The organism is Pseudoalteromonas sp. BSi20480 (genome assembly GCF_000241365.1).
GTDB classification, from domain to species: Bacteria; Pseudomonadota; Gammaproteobacteria; order Enterobacterales; family Alteromonadaceae; genus Pseudoalteromonas; species Pseudoalteromonas marina.
Genome location: NZ_BADX01000011.1, coordinates 1 through 2,734, shown reverse-complemented (window position 1 = coordinate 2,734; position 2,734 = coordinate 1). Strand labels below are relative to the sequence as shown.

General features: G+C 43.9%; 2 protein-coding genes. Both read left to right on the top strand.

Annotation, left to right across the window (positions count from 1 at the left end):
• Positions 1-59 precede the first annotated feature (59 nt).
• Positions 60-530, top strand: coding sequence for a 30S ribosomal protein S7 (gene rpsG / locus P20480_RS16505; RefSeq protein ID WP_004588211.1), 471 nt, complete (start codon positions 60-62; stop codon positions 528-530).
• 27 nt (positions 531-557) lie between these two features.
• Entirely contained in the window at positions 558-2,672 is a 2,115-nt protein-coding gene (gene fusA, locus P20480_RS16510; RefSeq protein ID WP_008126612.1) for an elongation factor G, read from the top strand.
• Positions 2,673-2,734 lie beyond the last annotated feature (62 nt).

Below are 2,734 nucleotides of genomic sequence, written 5' to 3'. Positions count from 1 at the left end.
AATTATTGTTTTGGGTGATTGACTCGAAAGAGCAAACCTGAATAAACCGGAGATACAAAATGCCTAGAAGACGCGTAATAGGTCAACGTAAAATTCTTCCAGATCCTAAGTTCGGATCGGAACTTCTTGCTAAATTCGTTAACATCGTAATGTTAGACGGCAAGAAATCTACTGCTGAAAAAATTGTTTATGGTGCGCTAGACGTGGCTGCTGAGAAATCAGGCAAGTCGCACCTAGAAATCTTTGAATCTGCACTTGATAACATCCGTCCACAGGTAGAGGTTAAATCTCGCCGTGTTGGTGGTTCAACTTATCAAGTACCAGTTGAAGTACGTCCAGTTCGTCGCAACGCATTAGGTATGCGTTGGTTAGTAGACGCTGCACGTAAGCGTGGCGAAAAATCTATGGGCTTACGTTTAGCTCAAGAAATCGTTGACGCTGCTGATAATAAAGGCACTGCGGTTAAGAAACGTGAAGACGTTCACCGTATGGCTGAAGCGAATAAAGCATTCGCTCATTACCGTTGGTAATCTGTCCTTAACCTTTAAGAGGATCATATGGCACGTACAACTCCACTTGAGCGCTACCGTAATATCGGCATAGTAGCTCACGTAGATGCAGGCAAAACCACCACAACAGAACGTGTTCTGTTCTACACTGGTCTTTCTCATAAGATCGGTGAAGTACATGATGGCGCTGCAACTATGGACTGGATGGAGCAGGAACAAGAGCGTGGTATCACAATCACTTCTGCTGCAACAACGTGTTTTTGGAAAGGGATGGACGCTCAATTTGACGCCCATCGTATTAATATTATTGATACTCCAGGACACGTAGATTTCACTATCGAAGTAGAGCGTTCTTTACGTGTACTTGATGGTGCGGTAGTTGTGCTTTGTGCTTCTTCTGGTGTACAGCCGCAAACTGAAACAGTTTGGCGTCAAGCGAACAAATACGAAGTTCCAAGAATGATCTTCGTAAATAAAATGGATCGCACGGGCGCTGACTTTTTAGCTGTTGTTAGCCAGGTGAAATCTCGTCTTGGAGCAACGCCTGTTCCTATTCAGTTGCCAGTAGGCGCTGAGGACGACTTTAAAGGTGTTATTGACCTTATAAAAATGAAAGTGATTAACTGGAACGAAGCGGACCAGGGGATGACTTTCACATATGAGTCAATACCGGCAGACCTTCTTGAGTCAGCTGAAGAATGGCGCTCTCATTTAGTTGAAAGCGCTGCTGAAGCCTCAGAAGAACTAATGGACAAATACTTAGAAGGTGAAGAGTTAAGTGAAGCAGAAATTAAAAATGCTTTACGCCAACGCACATTGGCCAATGAGATTGTTCCAGTAACTTGTGGAAGCGCATTTAAAAACAAAGGTGTTCAAGCGGTGCTTGACGGCGTTGTAGAATACATGCCTTCACCAGAACAAGTTAAACAAATCCAAGGTATCTTAGAAGATGGTACCGAAGAGGAACGTCCAGCTGATGATAAAGCGCCGTTTGCTGCACTTGCATTTAAAATTGCAACAGACCCGTTTGTTGGCACTTTAACCTTTTTCCGTGTTTACTCTGGTACTGTTAAACAGGGTGACGCGGTATACAACCCAGTTAAAAGTAAGCGTGAGCGACTTGGCCGTATCGTACAGATGCATTCAAACTCTCGTGAAGAGATCAAAGAAGTCTACGCAGGCGACATCGCGGCGGCTATTGGTCTTAAAGACGTTACAACAGGTGAGACACTGTGTGCTCCGAATTCAATTATTACGCTTGAGCGTATGGAATTCCCAGAACCAGTTATCTCTGTTGCGGTTGAGCCTCGCACAATCGCTGACCAGGACAAGATGGGTATCGCGCTAGGTAAACTAGCTGCCGAAGATCCGTCTTTCCGCGTACAAACTGACGAAGAATCAGGCCAGACAATTATTTCTGGTATGGGTGAACTTCACCTAGATATTATCGTCGACCGTATGAAACGTGAATTCAGTGTTGAATGTAACGTTGGTAAGCCGCAGGTTTCATATCGTGAAGCTATTCGTTCAACTGTAGAAGTTGAAGGAAAGTTCATTCGTCAATCAGGTGGTCGTGGTCAATATGGTCACGTTTGGTTGAAGCTTGAACCGATGGATATTTCGGATGATGATTCTCCAATTTACGAATTCGTTAACGAAACCGTAGGTGGATCAGTTCCTAAAGAATACATCCCAGCGGTAGACAAAGGTATCCAAGAGCAAATGTCTCAAGGTGTACTGGCAGGCTATCCTTTACTTGGCGTTAAAGCGACTTTATATGATGGTTCGTTCCATGATGTAGATTCGAATGAAATGGCATTTAAAATTGCAGGTTCATTAGCTATGAGAGACGGTGCGCTTAAAGCAAACCCAGTTCTTTTAGAACCACTAATGAAGGTTGAGGTAATCACTCCTGACTCAAACATGGGTGATGTAGTTGGCGACTTAAACCGTCGTCGCGGCATGATCGAGGGCATGGAAGATGCACTTGGTGGGCTTAAGCAAATAAATGCGCAGGTTCCACTGTCTGAAATGTTCGGTTATGCGACTGCTTTACGTTCTGCAACTCAGGGTCGTGCTTCTTACTCTATGGAGTTTTTGAAGTACGCTGAAGCCTCAAAGCAGGTTGCAGATACAATAATTTCAGCTCGCGCTGTAATATGATTTTAGCTTGTCTGGCTCAATAGTGAGTCAGGCTTTAATTTCTTAATTAGGAATTTTTTAAG